14 protein-coding genes are annotated in these 17,321 nt (G+C 62.4%); 8 read left to right on the top strand and 6 right to left on the bottom strand.

Features of this window, described 5'->3' with window-relative positions:
* Positions 1-168 precede the first annotated feature (168 nt).
* Complete coding sequence (locus tag ACYVHK_RS23820; protein ID WP_460537401.1) at positions 169-1,293, bottom strand: ABC transporter substrate-binding protein; 1,125 nt, start codon at positions 1,291-1,293, stop codon at positions 169-171.
* 573 nt (positions 1,294-1,866) lie between these two features.
* Here ACYVHK_RS23820 and ACYVHK_RS23815 point away from each other — a divergent pair.
* The 4 genes from ACYVHK_RS23815 to ACYVHK_RS23800 all read left to right on the top strand — a co-directional run bounded on the left by ACYVHK_RS23815 (position 1,867) and on the right by ACYVHK_RS23800 (position 7,993).
* Positions 1,867-3,498 (top strand): phosphohexomutase domain-containing protein, encoded by a 1,632-nt coding sequence (locus tag ACYVHK_RS23815; RefSeq protein ID WP_460537399.1) that lies wholly within the window; start codon positions 1,867-1,869, stop codon positions 3,496-3,498.
* A 227-nt stretch (positions 3,499-3,725) separates the two neighbouring features.
* Positions 3,726-5,012 (top strand): glucose-1-phosphate adenylyltransferase, encoded by a 1,287-nt coding sequence (gene glgC, locus ACYVHK_RS23810; protein WP_460537397.1) that lies wholly within the window; start codon positions 3,726-3,728, stop codon positions 5,010-5,012.
* Between the two features lie 64 nt (positions 5,013-5,076).
* Positions 5,077-6,537 (top strand): glycogen synthase, encoded by a 1,461-nt coding sequence (gene glgA / locus ACYVHK_RS23805; protein WP_460537395.1) that lies wholly within the window; start codon positions 5,077-5,079, stop codon positions 6,535-6,537.
* A gap of 166 nt (positions 6,538-6,703) precedes the next feature.
* Positions 6,704-7,993: a DUF4397 domain-containing protein gene (locus ACYVHK_RS23800; protein ID WP_460537393.1), complete on the top strand. Its 1,290-nt coding sequence runs from the start codon at positions 6,704-6,706 to the stop codon at positions 7,991-7,993.
* A 62-nt stretch (positions 7,994-8,055) separates the two neighbouring features.
* Here ACYVHK_RS23800 and ACYVHK_RS23795 read toward each other — a convergent pair whose 3' ends face one another.
* From ACYVHK_RS23795 to ACYVHK_RS23780, 4 genes are all read right to left on the bottom strand, one after another.
* A complete protein-coding gene (locus tag ACYVHK_RS23795) occupies positions 8,056-9,681 on the bottom strand; it encodes a sensor domain-containing diguanylate cyclase (RefSeq protein WP_460537391.1) in 1,626 nt (541 codons plus the stop codon).
* 212 nt (positions 9,682-9,893) lie between these two features.
* Positions 9,894-10,514 carry a GNAT family protein gene (locus ACYVHK_RS23790; protein WP_460537389.1) on the bottom strand — a complete coding sequence of 207 codons (621 nt, stop codon included), beginning with the start codon at positions 10,512-10,514 and terminating at the stop codon, positions 9,894-9,896.
* 113 nt (positions 10,515-10,627) lie between these two features.
* Positions 10,628-10,954, bottom strand: a complete 327-nt coding sequence (locus ACYVHK_RS23785; RefSeq protein WP_460537387.1) for a c-type cytochrome — start codon at positions 10,952-10,954, stop codon at positions 10,628-10,630.
* A gap of 10 nt (positions 10,955-10,964) precedes the next feature.
* A complete protein-coding gene (locus ACYVHK_RS23780) occupies positions 10,965-11,288 on the bottom strand; it encodes a c-type cytochrome (protein ID WP_460537385.1) in 324 nt (107 codons plus the stop codon).
* 183 nt (positions 11,289-11,471) lie between these two features.
* Between ACYVHK_RS23780 and ACYVHK_RS23775 the strand changes: the two genes are divergently transcribed.
* Positions 11,472-12,386, top strand: a complete 915-nt coding sequence (locus ACYVHK_RS23775) for a MerR family transcriptional regulator (RefSeq protein ID WP_460537383.1) — start codon at positions 11,472-11,474, stop codon at positions 12,384-12,386.
* Positions 12,387-12,398: 12 nt separating this feature from the next.
* Here ACYVHK_RS23775 and ACYVHK_RS23770 read toward each other — a convergent pair whose 3' ends face one another.
* The gene (locus ACYVHK_RS23770) at positions 12,399-13,148 is read right to left on the bottom strand and encodes a class I SAM-dependent methyltransferase (protein ID WP_460537381.1); all 750 of its coding nucleotides are present in this window, start codon (positions 13,146-13,148) and stop codon (positions 12,399-12,401) included.
* Here ACYVHK_RS23770 and gloB point away from each other — a divergent pair.
* The 3 genes from gloB (at position 13,147) to ACYVHK_RS23755 (ending at position 17,305) form a co-directional block, all read left to right on the top strand.
* On the top strand, positions 13,147-13,905 hold the full coding sequence (gloB, locus tag ACYVHK_RS23765; protein ID WP_460537379.1) for a hydroxyacylglutathione hydrolase: 759 nt from the start codon (positions 13,147-13,149) through the stop codon (positions 13,903-13,905). The genes ACYVHK_RS23770 and gloB overlap by 2 nt on opposite strands.
* 257 nt (positions 13,906-14,162) lie before the next feature.
* On the top strand, positions 14,163-15,770 hold the full coding sequence (locus tag ACYVHK_RS23760; RefSeq protein WP_460537377.1) for a lytic transglycosylase: 1,608 nt from the start codon (positions 14,163-14,165) through the stop codon (positions 15,768-15,770).
* 188 nt (positions 15,771-15,958) lie between these two features.
* Positions 15,959-17,305, top strand: a complete 1,347-nt coding sequence (locus ACYVHK_RS23755) for a sensor histidine kinase (protein WP_460537375.1) — start codon at positions 15,959-15,961, stop codon at positions 17,303-17,305.
* Positions 17,306-17,321: the final 16 nt, after the last annotated feature.

The raw sequence follows: 17,321 nt of genomic DNA, 5'->3' as shown, positions 1-17,321 counted from the left end.
GACGCCGGGTATGTAAGTAGTGGTAACAGTTGCATAACGGCCTAGCCCGCTTTTGGCTGACAGGGTGGCTGCCGATGGCAATACTACCGGCAGGAACGACAACGCCCGGCGGAGGCCGGGCGCTGTAGGGCAGGCAGGCATCCCGGAAGGGACACCTGCGGTGCGGGATCAGCTGCGTATCTTGCCGGTGCTGTCGAGCACGGTCATGTCGATGAATTGCGAACCGTTATGGCTGCTGCCCGAGAACTTGACCCGGAAGCCACCGAGGTCGTAGTCGCCGAGGCCTTCCAGCGCATTGATCAGCTTGTCGCGCGTGAGGTCGCGGCCAGCACGCTTGAGACCTTCCACCAGGACGCGGGCGCCGAGATAGCCTTCCATGCTGGGGTAGTCGACGCTCTCGACTTCGGCAGCTTTCAGGACCTTCTGATAGTCCAGTGCGACCGGCTTGATGGCGTTGTAGGGCGAAGGCATGACCTGCGAGACCATGACACCGCTACCGTCCTTGTTGAGCTCGTTGACCAGGGCTTCGGTGCCGACAAAGCTGACGTTGTAGAACGGGCCGATAAAGCTGCGGGCGCGGGCGGCGGTGATGAAGGCGGCACTCGACTTGTAGGCGGTGACCATGAAGACCGCGTTGGCCGGCTTCTTGGCGACCAGTTCGTCCACGGCGCGGGCGACATCGACGCTATTACGCTTTACCGTGGCCAGGGCGTTGATCGTGATCTTGTACTTGGCGGCGGCATCCTGCATGGCCTTGAGGCCGGACTGACCGTAGGCGTCGTCCTGGTAGAAGATATTGATCGTCGTCATGCCGAGCTTGGCCATGGAGCTGGCAATTTCTTCCGCTTCGTCGCGATAGCTGGCGCGGACGTTGAAGACATAGCGGTTGAACGGGTTGCGCAGGCTGTCAGCGCCGGTATACGGGGCAATGAAGGGGATGCGAGCCTGGTTGACCTGCGGCAATGATGCGTTGGAGGTTGGTGTGCCGACATAGCCGAACAGGGCGAAGACCTGCTCCGATTCAATCAGCTTCTTGGTGTTGGCAGCAGCACGGTCCGGCTCGTAGCCATCGTCCAGCGTGACAAGACGGATCTTGCGGCCATTGATGCCGCCCTTCTTGTTGATCTGGTCGAAGTAGGCCTTGGCACCACGATTGACGCCCTTGCCCAGTTCCCCGGCGGCGCCACTCATGGCGGCCGACTGGCCCAGCACAATCTCGCTATCGGTAACACCGGTTTCCGCTTGCGCAAACAAGGAGGCCGCAAGCAAACCACTCCACAGTGCTGCTTTCATTTTCGCTATCCCAACTGATTGAATTCGGTCGCATCGCCCACGTTTGGCGATGGCGGAGTCTCTATCCCTGGCCAGATATACAGGTCGCTTGGCGACCCCATGGCGGATTGACCCCGAATATGAGAATTGTGCCGTTTCAGCGCTTATGCCCGGTACTGTGGAAAGCCGGGGCTTCCCTTTGCAAGCATCGTATGCATTATGAATAAATGCCAAATATATTATTTCAGCCCGATTGCCGAAAAGCGGGGGCGGCGGGGTATATCGCCAGCATTGACCGGGCTATTCCGTCATCTTGATGTTTTCTGCTATCAAAAAGCTCCGATCATAGGTGTTGGTTATATTCAACACGGCTAATGTTGTGATCGTGTGAATCTTTGCTGGCAACGCCGGGATTGCCGGGTCGGGCTCGGCAATGGTCGGCCATAAAATCCGGAACCGAAGACGCTGGGCGGGGCGATAATCCCTGTGACCGCCTCGACCGCGCCCAGGCTTTGCCGGTGCGACGGGATGCATTCCATCAACGGACTCGGGCCGGGGCGCCATGCGCCGCGGCCGGACAGTCTAGGACTTACCATGACAAGCAAGACGATCACTACTCATCCGATCTCGGGGCAGAAGCCCGGCACCTCGGGCCTACGCAAGAAGGTCACCGTATTTCAGCAAGCCGGCTACCTGGAGAATTTCGTCCAGGCGATCTTCAATGCCGTTCCGGCGTTGCGCGGTGCGACCCTGGTACTGGGCGGCGATGGCCGTTACCACAATGACGTCGCGGTCCAGACCATCCTGAAGATGGCGGCGGCGCATGGCGTAGCTACCGTGTTGGTCGGACGGCATGGTTTGTTGTCGACCCCTGCGGCCTCGCATCTGATCCGTAGCGCAGGTGCTGCCGGCGGCATCATCTTGTCGGCCTCGCATAATCCTGGTGGGCCGGACGGTGACTTTGGCATCAAGTTCAATGCGGCCAACGGTGGGCCGGCCAATGAGCAATTGACCGATGCCATTTACGCGGAAACGCAGCGCCTGGCCGCCTACGCGATCAACGATGCCGCCGATATCGACCTGGCACAGCTCGGTGAGAGCGTGCTGGACGGCATGCGGGTGGAAGTAGTCGATCCGGTTGCCGACTATGCGGCGTTGATGCAGCAGCTTTTTGACTTCGAGGCGATCCGTCGCTGGCTCAGGTCGGGACATCGTGCCCGTTTTGATGCCCTGCATGCGGTAGGTGGCCCGTACGCCGTCAGCCTGTTCGAAGACATATTGGGTGCGCCGATCAACAGCGTGCGCAATGCGGCCCCACAACCGGACTTCGGTGGTGGGCATCCGGACCCGAATCCTGTCTATTGCGCAGAGCTGGTTGCCGCCATGCGTGGCGCAACGGCGCCCGATTTTGCCGCTGCCTTCGATGGTGACGCGGACCGCAACATGATCCTGGGCCGTGATTTCGTGGTGACGCCGTCCGATAGCCTGGCCGTGCTGGCGGCCAACGCGACCTTGCTACCGCAGTTCCGTGATGGCTTGCCCGGCGTGGCGCGTTCCATGCCGACCTCGCGTGCGGTCGATGCGGTAGCCCGGGTGCGCGGCTTCGATTGCTATGAAGTACCGACCGGCTGGAAGTTCTTTGGCAACCTGCTCGATGCCGGCCGTATCGCGTTGTGTGGCGAGGAAAGCTACGGCACCGGCGCCAACCATGTGCGCGAGAAGGATGGTGTCTGGGCGGCGCTGGCCTGGCTCAATCTGCTGGCAGTCAGGCAGCAGTCGGTCGGCGAGATCGTGCGCGCGCACTGGGCGGAGTTTGGCCGGCACTTCTACTCGCGCCACGACTACGAAGGCTTGCCGCAGGAAGTGGGTGATCAGTTGATGGCCGCCCTGCGCGACCAACTGGTCGGTTTGCCGGGCCAGGTATTTCAAGGCCTGACCGTCGGGCTGGCGGATGATTTTGCCTATGTGGATCCGGTAGACGGTTCGCTAAGCGAGAAACAGGGCGTGCGCATCGAGTTCGACGGCGGCGCACGGATGGTGTTTCGCTTGTCCGGGACCGGAACCGAAGGGGCGACTCTGCGGGTGTACCTGGAGCGTTATTCCGACGATGTGAGCACGCATCACCAACCCACCCAGGCTGCGCTGGCGCAGGTCATCGCGGCGGCCGAAGAGTTGGCCGGCATCACCGCACGTACCGGTCGCTCCCGGGCTGATGTGGTGACCTGATGGTCGGTCTACATACGGGTGGTCTTGTATGTCCGGCTAACTGATCGGCCTGCTCTTGACGAAGGTTGGCTATCGGCCGAGTCCGTCTTGATCCGTCCTGCAGGCAAATCGTGCGTTGGCGTTTCGCGGTGAGACATGACTGCCTATGCTGTAGATGAGAACACAATCAGCGGCTAGCGCCCGATAGCGTCGTTCGGCGTAGGCGGGCTACCAATAGAGGGTAGGGGATGGAAGTGGATGATCTGATCATTGCACGGCAACTGCCGCGTCGGAGCATTGCCCTGGTACTGGCGGGCGGCCGCGGCTCCCGGCTCAAGCAGCTGACCGACAAGCGTGCGAAACCGGCGGTCTATTTCGGTGGCAAGTTCCGTATCGTCGATTTTGCGCTGTCCAACTGCCTCAATTCCGGCATACGACGCATCGGGGTGGTGACGCAGTACAAATCCCACTCCCTGTTGCGTCACCTGCAACGGGGCTGGGCCATGTTCCGTTCGGAGATGGGCGAATTCATCGACCTGTTGCCGGCCCAGCAGCGCGTCGATGAGGACAGTTGGTACCGCGGTACGGCGGATGCGGTCTATCAGAACCTCGACATCGTTCGCAGCTATCGACCCGAGTATGTGGTGATCCTCGCGGGCGACCATATCTACAAGATGGACTATGCGCGCATGCTGCTCGATCACGTCAAGAGCCTCGAGGCCCTGGGTGTGAAGGGGGGTGTCACCGTGGCGTGTATCGAGGTGCCGCTGACCGAGGCCAGCGCCTTTGGTGTCATGGCTGTCGATGCGCAACGCAAGATCGTCGACTTCGTGGAGAAGCCGGAGCACCCTCCCGCCATGCCGGATCGGCCGGACATGGCCCTGGCCAGCATGGGCATCTACATCTTCGATGCCGACTATCTGTATCGCTTGCTGGAAGACGATATCCAGGATGCCAAAAGTGAGCATGACTTTGGCAAGAACCTGATCCCTGCCGCGGTCGCCGCCGGCAAGGCGGTGGCCCATCCCTTCGGCCTGTCGTCGGTCTCAAGCTACCCGCATGCCCAGCCATACTGGCGCGATGTCGGGACGATCGACGCCTACTGGGAGGCAAATCTCGACCTCGCATCCATTACGCCCGAGCTCGACCTGTACGACCGCAACTGGCCGATCTGGACCTATCAGGAGCAGTTGCCGCCGGCGAAATTCGTGCAGGACGCTGGTGGCGAGCACCGGGTCTACAACACCATCGTGTCTGGCGGCTGTATCGTTTCGGTGGCGCAGGTCACCAACTCGGTGCTGTTCAACAAGGTCCGTGTCCATGCCCATTGCGTGATCGACCAGGCCGTGCTGTTGCCGGATGTGGAAGTCGGGCAAGGCGCGCGTCTGAAAAAGGTGGTGATAGACCGTGGCTGCAAGATTCCCGCAGGGCTGGTCGTGGGCGAGGACCCCGACCGGGATGCCAAGCGCTTTTACCGCAGCGAGGGCGGCGTGGTATTGATTACCCGCGAGATGCTGGTCGGGCTCAAGGTCTGAAGCGCTGCTATGCCGCAATCCCTTATTCGTATCCGCCACGTTTTTGCAGGGAACCGTTGATTTGATGAATATCCTTCACGTCGCCGCTGAATGTTATCCGCTGCTCAAGACCGGCGGGCTGGCCGACGTGGTAGGCGCGCTTCCCGAGGCGCAGGTGGCGCTGGGCGTCGATGCCCGTGTGTTGCTGCCCGGTTTTCCCGCCATACGGGCAGGCCTGATGGATGCCCGGGCTATCGGCTCGCTGCCGCGCCTGTTCGGTGCGAGCACGGCCACGCTCTGGCAGGGAAAGCTGCCCAATGGCTTGGTGGCCTATGTGATCGATGCCCCTGGTCTGTTCGACCGTACTGGTAATCCATATGCCGATGCCGACCAGCATCCTTACCCTGACAACCATCGTCGCTTCGCCCTGCTGGCCTGGGCGGCGGCCCAGTTGGCGGAGGGGTTGGCTGCGGACTGGCGGCCGGCCGTTGTGCATGGGCATGACTGGCATGCCGGGCTCGTTCCCGCCTATCTGCGGCAGATCGCCGTGCGAGATGGCCGCAAGCCGGTGGCCAGTGTGTTCACGGTGCACAACCTGGCTTACCAGGGCACCTTCCCGGCAAGCAGCTATGCGGAGCTGGGCCTGCCAGCCGAGTTCTTCCACCTCGATGGGTTGGAGTTTCATGGCCAGGTGTCCTTTATCAAGGCTGGTCTGTATTACAGCGACCGGATCGCGACGGTCAGTCCGAGCTATGCCGAGGAAATCCAGACCCCCGAACATGGCTGCGGCCTCGACGGCCTGTTGCGGCATCGGGCAACGGTGCTCAGCGGCATATTGAATGGCGTGGATGAATCCCTGTGGGATCCCGCAAGCGACCCGACCCTGCCGGGGCATTTCGATGCCGAACGGCCTATCGGCAAGGCGCGCTGCAAGGCGGCATTGCAGGCTGAACTTGGGTTGGCGGCCGAGCCGACGGCCTTGCTGTTCGGTGTGGTCAGCCGCCTGACCGAGCAGAAAGGGCTGAACCTGGTGCTGGCGGGTGCGCAGGCCCTGCTGGATCAAGGCGGGCAACTGGTGGTGCTGGGTAGTGGCGACCCTGAACTGGAGCAGGGTTTCCGCGCGCTGGCGCAGCAATACGCAGGCCGGGTGGTGGTGCGGCTGGGTTTTGACGAGCCGCTATCGCACCGGATCTTTGCCGGCAGCGATGTGGTACTGGTCCCATCCCGTTTCGAACCCTGTGGACTGACCCAGATGTATGGCATGCGCTACGGCGCCCTGCCGCTGGCTCGCCGTACCGGTGGGTTGGCGGATACTGTGCAGGATTGCTCCTTGGAAAACCTTGCCGCCCGTACGGCGACCGGGCTGGTGTTCGAACGCTTCAGCCAGGCTGATTTCGACGCAGCCGTCCGGCGCGGTTTTGTCCTGCACGCCAAGCCTCAGCATTGGCGTGAGGTGCGTCGGCAGGCCATGCAGCAGCACTTTGGCTGGGCCGGTCCGGCTCAGCATTATCTGGACCTGTACCGCGCGGCCTTGTCGGGCCGGTAGGTCGATCCAGGCTCCGCGCGCGCTGAAGCGCACCAGCAAGACTTCTTACAGCTTGTAACAGCGAGCCACGTTCGCCACATACTTGGCGAACAACTGCCCCTTATCGTCGGCCCCCGATCGCGCCTGAATGGCAGGCGTCGCATGGTTGAAAGATAGGGAGCAGTTGATGCAAAGAAGGTCCACTTTGGCCAGCCTGGGGCTGGCGCTGGGTATGCTGGGTGCGGTGGGATTGACTGCTTGCAACGGGCTCAAGAGCGGTGACGACAGCATCCACGCCAATCTGCGATTCGTGAACCTGATGACGGACCAGGCTACGGTCAACGTCCTGTTCAGCGATACGACCAAGTTCAGCGGCCTCGCCTTCGAGCAGTCCAGCAGCTATCAGGACAATGAGTGGGGTAGCTATACCGTCAATATCAATAGTGCGAGCAATGTGCTGCTGGGTACCTTCACCCTGTCACCGGCCCAGAAGAGCCATAGCACCACCTATCTTTACGGCACGGCCATCGGCATGAAGTACGCCACCTTCACCGACGAGGCTTACAGCGTGAGCAGTGGCAAGTTCGTGGTCCGTACCTTGCTGGCGGCCGATAACCTGCCGGGCTATGACCTGTATGTCACCGGTACAGGCGACGACCTGAGCAGCCTCAGTCCGACGGTCTATGCCTATGCGGCTGGCAGCATGTCGGCCTACAGTAGCGAGACTGCAACGGGGACCTACCGCATACGGCTGACCTTGTCCGGGACCAAGACCGTGGTCTTCGACAGCAGCCTGACCTTCGACAACAGTGCTAATACCCTGGTGTTGCACACGCTGGGCAGCAGCCAGTTGCCGACCGTGATGCTGATCAAGCCGGATGACGGCTCGGCCAAGATCGTGCCCAATACGCTCAGCCGTCTGCGCGTGGTACAGGGCAGCCCGGATGTGACCGGCACCCGAGTGTCGCTGGATGGCACCGCGGCCTATCAGTCCGTTCCCTTCGGTGGCGTGACCAACTACGTGATCCAGCCCGCAGGCACGCATGCGCTGACGTTCAGCAACGAGAGCACCGGCAGTGCTTTCATCAACCAGCAGCAGACCTTCCAGCCAGGACGCGATTACACCTTGTTCTCCAGCGGCCTTTCCGGCGCGGCTAGCGGCCTGGTATTCGAGGACAGCAATCTGGCCGTGTCGAGCAGCCGGGTACGCGGCCGCTTCATCAACGCGACTTCAGACCAGCCACTGGTGGATGCGGTCGTGAACTACCAGCCACTGTTGAGCAATCTGGCTGCCGGTAGTCGTTCGGCCGCGATCGATCTGGATGTGCTGTCCTACCCGATCACCTACAACGCGAGCAGCAACGGCGCTGCCCTGGCGCAGCTGACGACCGATACCCTGGTGGCCGGTGGCGCCTACAACTTCGCGCTGGTAGGGGCGGCGAACAGCTACAAGGCGGTGGTGTTCAAGACCAACTGATGCTGGTAACGGCGGACCGGTGGCGAGCAGCTTGTCCCGGTCCGGTGTAGTGAGTCCGCCGGTCAGGCCGCGGGCTCGCTTTCCTGGTTCTTGCTGGCTTCGTTGGCGGCTGCGACGCGATTACGACCATGGTGCTTGGCAAAGTACAGCGCTTCATCGGCAGCGTGCAGGACGTCGCTGAGCGTGTGGCCATCTTCGGGAAATGCGGCGATGCCGATCGAGACCGTGAGTGTCAGTACCTTGTTCTGGTAAGGAATACGTATCTTCTCCACCGCCTGCCGGAACTGCTCGGCACGCTGCCGAGTGGCGGCCAGCGAGGCGCCGTTGAGCAGCACGGTGAACTCCTCGCCGCCGTAACGGCAGGCAACATCCCCGGAGCGCAGGCTGGTGCGCAGCTGGGCGGCGAATTCCCGCAGTACCTGATCGCCGACTTCATGCCCGTAGGTGTCGTTGACCGATTTGAAATGATCGAGGTCCAGCATCATCAGGCCGACGGAACGATTGCCACGGCGGGCGCGCTTCTCGGCGTCGTCCATCGCGCCATCAAGGTAGCGCCGGTTGTATAGGTTGGTCAGCGGGTCGTGGGTGGCTTCGTTGAACAGGGCCTCGCGCGCTTTGAGGCTGACCAGCGCCAGTGCCGCACGCTTGGCCACGCCGTCGAGAAAGGCCTGGTCGTGCAAGCCGCGGGGATTGCGCAAATGCAAGAGGCCCAGAGTCTCGCCGTTGCCAATCAGCGGGATGCAGACATGGTTGCTGTCATCGCTGACGTGCTGGCAGTGCAGGTTCTGCTGTAGCGGATCGGTAGGATGGATCTGCCCGCGCCGCAAGGCCCAGCAGCCAGCCGGTGGAAAGACCTTTTCCACCTCCGGCATGGCACCCCACTGGCTTTCCATGGCAGCGAGGCCGGCCTCCTCGTCAAGCAGGTAGACCGCTCCGGCGGGTGCTTCGAGATAGCCGGCGGAGAAGTTGCACATGACTTGGGTCAGCTCCTGCACCGACACGCAACTTTGCATCAGGTCGCCCATCTTGTTGAGCTGTTCCATCTCATTGGAATGCGCCGCCTGCTGCCGCAGCGATTCCTCAAGCTTTCGATTGAGCACCTGCAGCTCGTTCTGCATGCGCTGCCGATCGGTGACCTCAGCTTGCAGACGGGCGTTGGCGTCGGCCAGCTCTGCCGTGCGTTCGATGACCTTGGCTTCCAGGTTCTCGGACAGCAGGCGCAACTGCTCTTCGCTGTGCTTGAGTTCGGTTTCCTTGTCTTTGCGGACGGCGATTTCCTCGGAGAGCTGGATATTGGCGTCGGCCAGTTGGCGAGGGCTGGGAATTGCCAGGATGCTGGGGATGGAGCGCCACAGCACAATGGCCGTCACCAGCGAGATGGTCGCGGTGACTACCCTTCCCCAGGTATCCAGCCAGTAGAGCGGCTGCCAGATGGTGATGATGTCGAGAAAGTGGGTAGTGCCGCAGGCCAGGATAAAGGCGGCGAACATCGATGCCATGCGGTTGAAGCGCAGGTCCTTGCGACGACGTATCAGCACCACCAATGCGAGCGGGATGCTGAAGTACGCGAGGCCGATGGCCGCATTGGCAAACACATAGGTCCACAGCAGCGAGGAGGACCAGGCGAAACAATAACCGTGGGGGATGAACCCCTGGCTGGTGAAGAGCTGTGTCAGCCCGTCTAGCATGCTCACCTCCGGGTGGGATCTGGCGACTGCGCTGCCGAGCTCTTCTTTGATCGAGAGCTGAATGATTATTCTCTGATACGCGGCCAGCTATGTGGTTCCGCCGCCATACGGTCAGGATTTCGAGGTGGAATGTGGGTTTCCTTCCTCATGCCTGCCGGTCCGGCCGGCAAAAGGTCGCCAGCTTACTGAGGCTTGCCCGCGCCGACCATCCTTCAAATGGAGGATTGCTGTCCGTTACCCTGCCATACCAGGCCGGCCGACTGGTCCCGCGCAAGCCATTGTTCGTTGGTCAACGCGGTCAGTACATGGTCGCGCCAGACACCGTCGATCAGCAGGTAGTCCGGCGCGTAGCCCTCGCGCCGGAAGCCGAGCTTGGCCAGCAGGCGGCTGCTGCGCTCATTGTCCGGCAGATGGTTGGCGGTGATGCGATGCAGATTGTGGGCAGCAAATATCCAGTCCAGCGCCAGTTGCAGGGCCTGCTGCATCAGCCCGCGTCCCCAGTGGCTCTGCGCGAGTGAGTAGCCCAGGGTGGCGCCATGGTAAGGATAGCCGACCAGGTTAGTGAAGTTGATGGTGCCGATCACGGTGCGGTTGTCCGGCTCAAGCACCAGCAGGCTGACGCTACGCCCTTCCTGGTAGTGACTGCGGTTGAGCGCCAGGCGCATCAGGCAGAATTCCAGGCTGTAGAAATTCTCCGGCCGACGGGGTTCGACCGGCGCAAAGGCGTTGCGATTGGCCAGCAGGAAGGCTTGCAGGGCATCGGCGTCTTCGGGCTGGCCCAAGCGGACGATCAATTGCGGGTTGCTCAGCCGAGGGGCTTCGACAGTGTGCATATGTGGCATGTCCAGCAATATGAAACGGGCCAGTCAGACCGGCCCGTCGGGGGATTGCTCCAAGGTTGCGTGATCAGGAGGTACCGACGACGGTACCCGCTTTCGCACGTTCTTTATCTTTGCATGTTCAGCTTGCTTTGCTGCGAAGCAAACCAGGCGGCGACGTTCTCGACGTCGGCCTTGGACAGTGCCTGAGCCATGGGCGCCATGATGGCGTTGCTGCGCGCGCCGGTCTGGTAGTCCTTGAGCGACTTGCGCAGATAGTCCATGTGCTGGCCTGCCAGCACCGGGTACTGCGGGTTGGTGCTGTTGCCGTCGACATTGTGGCAGGCTGCGCAGACTTGCTCCGCCTTGGCGCGGCCGGCTGCCAGGTCGGCTGCCTGGACGGTCAGTCCGCCCGCAGCCAGCAGTACGAGGGTGAGACGTGTGATGTGGTTCATGTCGCTCCCCTTACTTCTTGGCGGCGTAGTAGGCGGCGAGATCAGCAATGTCCTGTTCGGACAATTGCGCGGCGATGCCGGTCATGGTGGGATGCTTGCGCGACCCGGTCTTGTAGCCTTGCAGGGCTGCGGCCAGGTATTCGGCATGCTGCCCGCCGATCTTGGGCACCTGATAGACATCGGGATAGGCTGTCTTGTAGCCAGGAATACCGTGGCAGCCTACGCACATCGAGTTTTTCTTGGCGCCGGCTTCCGCATTGCCGGTTACTGCGTGCGCGGCCAGGGGCAGCGCCAAAGCCAGCGTGAACGCCAGCCATTGTGGCTTGTGATGCATTGTCACCTCCCATGTTGGTATCGTTGCCCCGGCGGCGGGAGTCGCCGGAATCCGCTGCATTGTAGCGAGGTTCTGCACTTGTCAACAGGACCGCGCCGGGTACTGTTGCCGAGAGACAAACATACATAAGCGTTCGGCGTTATTATGTGTGGATAACTTCCTTCCTATCCGTTCAAACACACCATGCAAGCTGACTATTCCCTGGGGTTGAACATCAGTGCGGTCGAGCGTGAAACAGGCCTGAGCAAGGAACTGCTGAGGATCTGGGAACGCCGCTACGGCTTTCCGCTGCCCGCTCGCGATGAGCAGGGAGACCGGGTCTATCCGCCCGAACAGGTGGAGAAGCTGAGACTGGTACGACGGTTGCTCGACCGGGGGCTGCGCCCCAGCAAGATCGTACGCAGCGAAGCCGCGGAGCTGGCACAGCTGCTGGAACGTATCAGCCGCGGCAGTCAGGCGGCCGATGCGCCGGCTGATCTCGATCCCCTGGTGCGTTGCCTGATGGAGCGCGACCTGGGCGCGGTGCAGGCTTATCTGCAAGGTGAGCTCGTCGTGCGCGGCCTGCGGGATTTCGTGGCCGAGTTCATGCCTATCGCCAATACGCGAGTAGGGGAGGCCTGGTTTTCCGGGGAGATCGGCGCCTGGCAGGAGCATGCCTATGTGGAACTGATTTCGCAGACGGTGCGCATGGCCATCAACGCCCTCCACCAGCCGCTCTCGCCGCCGCGGGTGCTGCTGACCACCCCGGCCGGGGAGCAGCATGGCCTGGGCCTCCTGATGGTGGAGGCCATGCTCCGCATGAATGGCTGCCAGACCTGGTCGCTGGGCGTGTCGCTGCCGCTGGATGACATGACCGAGGCGACCTGCGAACTGGGTTGCGATGTGCTGGCGATCTCGATTTCATCCACGTTCCCGACCCGGGAGGCGAGCGAACTCGTAAGCAGCCTGCGACAACGTCTGCCCAAGGCGGTCGAGCTTTGGTTGGGGGGCGCCGGTGCTGTTGCACTCAAGCGCTTGCCGGAGCAGGTCCTGCGGATGGACCGGCTGAGCGGGATCGGGCCGGCGGTACAGGCCTGGCGTGCGGAGCACGGCCGCTAGGCTTGAGGGGAATCAGTTCTGGTGTGGGCTATGTCGGTCCGGTACTGCGACGGCAACCTGGCGGACCCGGCTGCGGGCTTTCTTCCAACTTGGCGCGATCAGCCGCATGCCGCGTACACGCTTGACGACTTCCAGGCAGTAGACGCCACCACCCACCGGCCACCAGCGACCGCCTGCGGTTTCCATGAAAGCAAAACGGTCGCGCCAGCGGCTGTGGGTCAGCGGTGGCGCATAGCAGCAGACACCGCTGCTTTCGAGTTCAAACCCCAGCAGCGCCATCCAGTCCTTGACGCGTGGCAGGCCGAGGAACTGGGCCTGCCAGGGCGTGCCGGATTTACGCTTGCCGAGGCGTGTCGCGCCCCACAGACTCCAGGGATTGAAGCCGGTCAGCATCAAGCGGCCCTCCGGCACGAGGACGCGCTCGGCCTCTCGCAGCACTAGGCGGGGATCGGTATGGAAGTCCAGCGTATGTGGTAGCACCAGCAGGTCGACGCTGGCCGCCGGGAAAGGGAGCTGGGCGGGATCGCAAGCGAGCTGGCAACCGTCCGACAGGCCGGCGGTCAAACGGGTCGGCATGCGGTTGGCGTCCAGCAGATCGAAGGCTGGCAGCTCGAGCTGCACGGCGTAGTAACCGAATACATCGGCTACGGCCCGTTCGAAGAAAGCCTGCTCGCGTTCCAGCACATACTGGCCCAGCGGGCTGGTCAGCCAGTGGGCGAATTGTGCCGGAGCCGGCAAGCCATATTCATCGGAGATAATCATGCTATCCATCCTGCCTGTTCCTATCCTGCAGGACAACTATGTCTGGCTGTTGCAGCACGACGGCCTGGCGATCGTCGTCGACCCAGGCGAGGCTGCACCGGTTGCCGAGCGGCTTGCCGCCCTGAATCTGCGACTGGTCGCCATTCTGCTGACCCACCATCATGGCGACCACACCGGAGGCGTGGCCGAGCTGGTCCAGCAATGGGCCTGCCCGGTCTATGGCCCCGCCAGCATCGCCGTGGTCGACCATGCGGTAGCAGACGGACAGCGGCTGTTGCTGGCGGATATCGGCCTGGCCTTCGAAGTGATGGCCGTGCCGGGGCATACGCTGGACCATATTGCTTATCATGGCGAAGGGGCGCTGTTCTGCGGCGATACCTTGTTCGCCTGTGGTTGCGGACGGTTGTTCGAAGGCACGGCCCAGCAGATGCAACGGTCGCTGGCAAAGCTGGCGGCGCTGCCGGATGAGACGCTGGTCTGTTGCACCCATGAGTACACCTTGTCCAACCAGCGCTTTGCCAGGGCGGTTGAGCCGGACAATTCCGCGCTGCTGGCGCGCAGCCAGGCCGACGAAGCCCGTCGGCAGCGGATGGAGCCCACCCTGCCCAGCCACATCGGCCTTGAGCGATCGACCAATCCCTTTCTGCGCTGGGCCGTGCCGGCGGTACAGGCGGCGGCGCGCGGGCAAGGGGCGGAGGATGATGGGCCGGTCGCGGTGTTTGCCGCCCTGCGGCGCTGGAAGGACCAGTTCCGATAGCATGGCAGGCCGCGCCGATGTTGAGCGGGGAGTGCGGCGGATGACCGGGCCGAACTTTTCGAATCGACGATCGGTCAATGCTGCGGATCGCGTTATGCTGCCTGAGTATGCGCCGGCTGATGCCGCGATTCCATATTGATTCATAAGGCATTTTTGATTGACGCTGGCAGTTTGCCGCCCTACCATCGCGGCAGTTTCCAATATGGCGTGTCCCCGCGTTTTCATTTCGTTGCGACACGCCTTTTTCATTGTTGCCCATGCCAAAAATCCAATTCCGCATCGCCCCCTTGTTTGCCTTGATCGCCGCCCTGTTTGCGCCGCTGAGCCAGGCTGACGAGACGGTGCTGCCGGCGGTCGAGACGACCAGCCCGCAGCCGCAGGCGACCCCCTTGTCCCTGCCGGTCACCGACCTGCCGGTGGCCACAGAACCGACCTCACCCCTGATCGCTCCCGCTGACCAGACCGACCTCTGGGCCCGGGTGCGCCAGGGTTTCAAGATGGAAGAATCGGACAGTCCGGCCGTCCGGGCGCAGGAGCGTTTCTACGCCAACAATCCCAAGTACATCCAGCGCGTTGTGGAACGTAGCCGCCGCTATCTGTACTTTATCGTTGGCGAAGTCGAGAAGCGTGGTATGCCGACCGAGATCGCGCTACTGCCTATCGTGGAAAGCGCCTTCATTCCCAAGGCCGAGTCGCATGCTTCGGCGTCCGGCCTGTGGCAGTTCATTCCGTCGACCGGCCAGCGCTATGGCCTGGAACGTACCTGGTGGTACGACGGCCGGCAGGATGTCATGGCCGCTACCTACGCCGCGCTCGACTACCTGCAGGATCTCTACAATCTATTCGGGGACTGGCAACTGGCCCTGGCGGCCTACAATTGGGGCGAGGGTGGCGTAGGCCGTGCGCTGGCCAAGACCCGCGCCCGCGGCATGGATGACGATTTCGACACCATCCGCAAGCCACGCGAGACCGAAAGCTACGTGCCCAAGCTCTTGGCCGTGCGCAATATCATCGCCAATCCTGCAGCTTATGGCCTGAGTATTCCGGCCATGCCCAACCAGCCCTATTTCCAGCCCGTCTCGACTGGCAAGCACATGGACCTGCAACTGGCGGCCAAGCTCGCCGGCACGACGGTCGAGGAGCTGCTGCAGCTCAATCCTGGCCTGATCCGGCCGGTGTTCGCCCACAAGGATGACCGCAAGCTCCTGCTGCCGGTGGACAAGGTGGACGCTTTCGAGCGCAACCTGCAAAGCTATGACAAGCCGCTGCTGTCCTGGCAACCCTATGTCACCAAGCGTGGCGAATCGCTGGAGGCCATTGCCGGCAAGTTCGGCATCCCGGTCGCCGAGCTGCGCGACGTCAACAAGCTCAGCGGTGCGCGTGCGGCCAACGGCCAGACCATCCTGGTACCGATCCGTGACAGCGTCGATGTCAGCGAGCGGCAGAACCTGGCGGCATTGATCGTCGGCGCCGGGCAGCCGGTCGATCCGGTGACCGTGGTCACGGCGGTATCGGCAAGCTATACCGTCAAGCGCGGCGATACCCTGTTCTCGATCGCCAACCGCCACGGTGTCAGCGCCGAGCAGCTCAAGAAGATCAACGGGCTCAAGACCAACAAGGTCGAGGTGGGGCGCAAGCTGATACTGCGCGATGTAGACAGCAAGCCCGGCCTGCGCCAGGCCAAGGTTGAAACCCGCGGTGGTGCAAAGACCGTCAAGTACGTGGTGCGCCGTGGCGATACGCTTGACACCATCGCCCGCAAGCACGATGTCAGCGTCGCTGACCTGCGCAAGTGGAACAAGGTGGGCAACAAGGCTTCGGCATTAAAGGTCGGCTACAAGCTGGAAATCCACGACAACGGTTGAGGCCCAGCCCATCCGTACCCAAAGAGCCCCGTTCATAGGCGGGGCTTTTTGTTGTCTGCACCCTGCAGGTTTCATGCCGTCTGCGACGGTTTTCGTCCTCGTTTGCCGCGGTTTCATCGCGACTTTGCCGTTGCGTGACGGGAAGCCCTATCCTCGCAGCACTTATATATCGAACAGTGGGTTTTCCGATGGATCGTGTTGCCACATCGACAGAGCCAGGTCGCCTGCTGGACCAGCCGTTGCCAGCCGAAGTCTCGGCGCAGATAGCCGGTTGGCTGGCGCGGGCGCGCAACTATCCGATCTTCAGCTGGCCGTGGTACTGCTACCGGACGCTCCCTCTGTTGTTGATCGTGCTGGTGCTGGGCGTGGCGACCGTGCTGATACGCATGGGAGCGGAGGGGGACTGGCGTGTTTTCTGGGTGCCGTTCATTTCCATTTCGCTCAGTACCGTGTCCTTGATCACGGTCGGTCCCGGCGTGGCTGTCTGGCTGCGCCGGCGCGGTTGGCCGGCGAATCGTGAAGGTTATGCGCTGGTTGCCATCATCCTGGGCGGGGTCTTGTTGAGCGATGCGGTGGAGACCGGAGGCCGCTACCTGGCAAAGGCCTTGCTGCTGGGAGACGGGACCGTCGAGCTGGCGTTCGAGTTCGGCGGCAAGGCCTCGCTCAAGGGGGGTGAGCAGAAGCCGGCCGAACCCGACGCACCACCCCAGCCAGTCGCGGCCAAGGCGGTGGACGAGCGAGAGCATGCCTATCAGCAGGGTATCCAGGTGGGCACCCTGATCGGCCGCTTTGTCGCCAGGGGTGGGGTCTATGTGTTCATGTTCTGGCTGGGCGGGGGCTGGCACCTGATCGGCTATTTCCGCCAGCGGGGGCGGGTAGCTGCTGCGCTGCGGCAACAAGAGCTGCAACGTGCGAAGGCTGCACGCAACGAGGCCGAGCTCCGGCTTTCCGTGCTGGCGGCGCAGATCGAGCCGCATTTCCTGTTCAATACCCTCGCCGGTGTACGCTCGGCTGTCAGTTCCGACCCGCAGCGGGCAACGGCCATCATCGACAACCTGGTGGACTACCTGCGCGCCACCATCCCGCAGTTGCGCAGTGATGGCAGCAGTGCGCAGGCCTGCCTATCCGCCCAGTTGAATGCCGCCAAGGCCTATCTTGGCCTAATGCGGGCGCGTATTCCACGGTTGAGCTACAGCGTGGAGATCGAGCCGGGGTTGGCGGACTTGCCCGTGCCGCCGCTGTTGCTGATCTCGCTGGTGGAGAACGCGGTCAAGCACGGGATAGAGCCCAAGATCGGTGCCGGTCATATCGAGGTCCACGCCGCACGTCTGACCCTGGAAGGGGAGCCTTATCTGGCACTGAGTGTCAGCGACGACGGGGTGGGGTTTGGCGGGGATACCTCCGGTAGCGGCATAGGCCTGAGCAATATCGACGAGCGCTTGCGCGAGCTGTACGGCAAGCGGGCTTCCCTGGCGCTGAAAGCCCGGCCGGAAGGTGGCGTGCTCGCCACCATACAGATCCCTTTATCTCAATAACAATTCGCAGTCTGGA

This window comes from Chitinimonas naiadis (genome assembly GCF_054780835.1).
This window is presented reverse-complemented; position numbering and strand designations above follow the sequence as displayed.

Excerpts from the sequence above, each read along its gene's own strand:
- ACYVHK_RS23820 (WP_460537401.1), bottom strand. The coding sequence starts at position 1,293 with ATGAAAGCAGCACTGTGGAGTGGTTTGCTTGCGGCCTCCTTGTTTGCG.
- ACYVHK_RS23775 (WP_460537383.1), top strand. The coding sequence starts at position 11,472 with ATGCAAGCTGACTATTCCCTGGGGTTGAACATCAGTGCGGTCGAGCGT.
- gloB (WP_460537379.1), top strand. The coding sequence starts at position 13,147 with ATGCTATCCATCCTGCCTGTTCCTATCCTGCAGGACAACTATGTCTGG.
- ACYVHK_RS23770 (WP_460537381.1), bottom strand. The coding sequence starts at position 13,148 with ATGATTATCTCCGATGAATATGGCTTGCCGGCTCCGGCACAATTCGCC.
- ACYVHK_RS23785 (WP_460537387.1), bottom strand. The coding sequence starts at position 10,954 with ATGAACCACATCACACGTCTCACCCTCGTACTGCTGGCTGCGGGCGGA.
- ACYVHK_RS23800 (WP_460537393.1), top strand. The coding sequence starts at position 6,704 with ATGCAAAGAAGGTCCACTTTGGCCAGCCTGGGGCTGGCGCTGGGTATG.
- ACYVHK_RS23780 (WP_460537385.1), bottom strand. The coding sequence starts at position 11,288 with ATGCATCACAAGCCACAATGGCTGGCGTTCACGCTGGCTTTGGCGCTG.
- glgA (WP_460537395.1), top strand. The coding sequence starts at position 5,077 with ATGAATATCCTTCACGTCGCCGCTGAATGTTATCCGCTGCTCAAGACC.
- ACYVHK_RS23755 (WP_460537375.1), top strand. The coding sequence starts at position 15,959 with ATGGATCGTGTTGCCACATCGACAGAGCCAGGTCGCCTGCTGGACCAG.
- ACYVHK_RS23790 (WP_460537389.1), bottom strand. The coding sequence starts at position 10,514 with ATGCACACTGTCGAAGCCCCTCGGCTGAGCAACCCGCAATTGATCGTC.
- ACYVHK_RS23760 (WP_460537377.1), top strand. The coding sequence starts at position 14,163 with ATGCCAAAAATCCAATTCCGCATCGCCCCCTTGTTTGCCTTGATCGCC.
- ACYVHK_RS23815 (WP_460537399.1), top strand. The coding sequence starts at position 1,867 with ATGACAAGCAAGACGATCACTACTCATCCGATCTCGGGGCAGAAGCCC.
- ACYVHK_RS23795 (WP_460537391.1), bottom strand. The coding sequence starts at position 9,681 with ATGCTAGACGGGCTGACACAGCTCTTCACCAGCCAGGGGTTCATCCCC.
- glgC (WP_460537397.1), top strand. The coding sequence starts at position 3,726 with ATGGAAGTGGATGATCTGATCATTGCACGGCAACTGCCGCGTCGGAGC.